Annotated in this window: 2 protein-coding genes; both read left to right on the forward strand. The window is 34.4% G+C overall.

The genetic code is table 11. The features are described from left to right. A partial coding sequence (locus EII29_RS11310) for a hypothetical protein (protein WP_233573332.1) occupies positions 1 to 550 on the forward strand: 550 nt, incomplete at its 5' end. Positions 551 to 696: 146 nt separating this feature from the next. Further along, positions 697 to 890, forward strand: a 194-nt coding sequence (locus EII29_RS11320; RefSeq protein ID WP_199726088.1) for a hypothetical protein, incomplete at its 3' end; no start/stop codon positions are given.

Genomic DNA, 890 nt, shown 5'->3' on the forward strand with positions numbered 1-890 from the left:
CCACATGAACTTATTATATGAATACATTAAAGAAAATGATATAAAATTCGTGATCTTGGATAATTTAATGACAATGCTAAGAAATGGAGACATTATCTACGGTAAAGACTTTGAACCAATGCTTAGGAGAATTACACGCTTAAAGTTACTTTTCCAAGACGTTACTTTCTTGTTAGTAGCTCATGCAAACAAATCAGCTTATGCAAACTCAATGGACGATAAAGCATATATGGTAAAGCCTAGTGACGCCTTGGGTGGTTCTACTCTAACAGCATGGGCAGAATTTATGTTAATGTTAAGCCCTAAACGTGGCAAGCATAACGACTTCTCTAAGTTATCAGTCAAAGCGCGTGGATATCAGTTTGACGATGATTTAAACTTTTCATACGTTGATTCAGTATTCACTTGCGTCAATAAATCAAAAAAAGAACCAGATAGCGAACTAGTGGAAAAAGTAAAGGCTGAAACTCCAATCGAAACGACGAAAGAATCGGCACAGGCTTTCTTAGACTTAGCTAAAGAGAAAGGAAAAGTAACAGAAAATGAGTGATAAAAAATACGTTGTTTATTACCATGAAAAAGTAAATGAATACTTCTATGACTATTATTCAAGGTTTAACATGAATGAACAATATTCAAAACCTGTTTTATACAGTGATGACTTTAAATTAATAGAGAGAGCAAAAAATGAACTCAATGAACGACTACAAGAACAAAGCTATTATTTTACACGCTGAAGTGTACGGTTGGTTATATCGTGCATTAGATGAAATGGTAAAAGCAGAATGGCATAATGACGAACTTTTCAAAGTATGGCTTGGACGTGCTGAATTTCTAGTCAGACAGTCGAAAAAATTGCATGCAGCTTGCGAAAATGATTATTCTAAGCG

The sequence above is a fragment of the Leptotrichia sp. OH3620_COT-345 genome, from assembly GCF_003932895.1.
In the GTDB taxonomy this organism is placed as follows: Bacteria; Fusobacteriota; Fusobacteriia; order Fusobacteriales; family Leptotrichiaceae; genus Pseudoleptotrichia.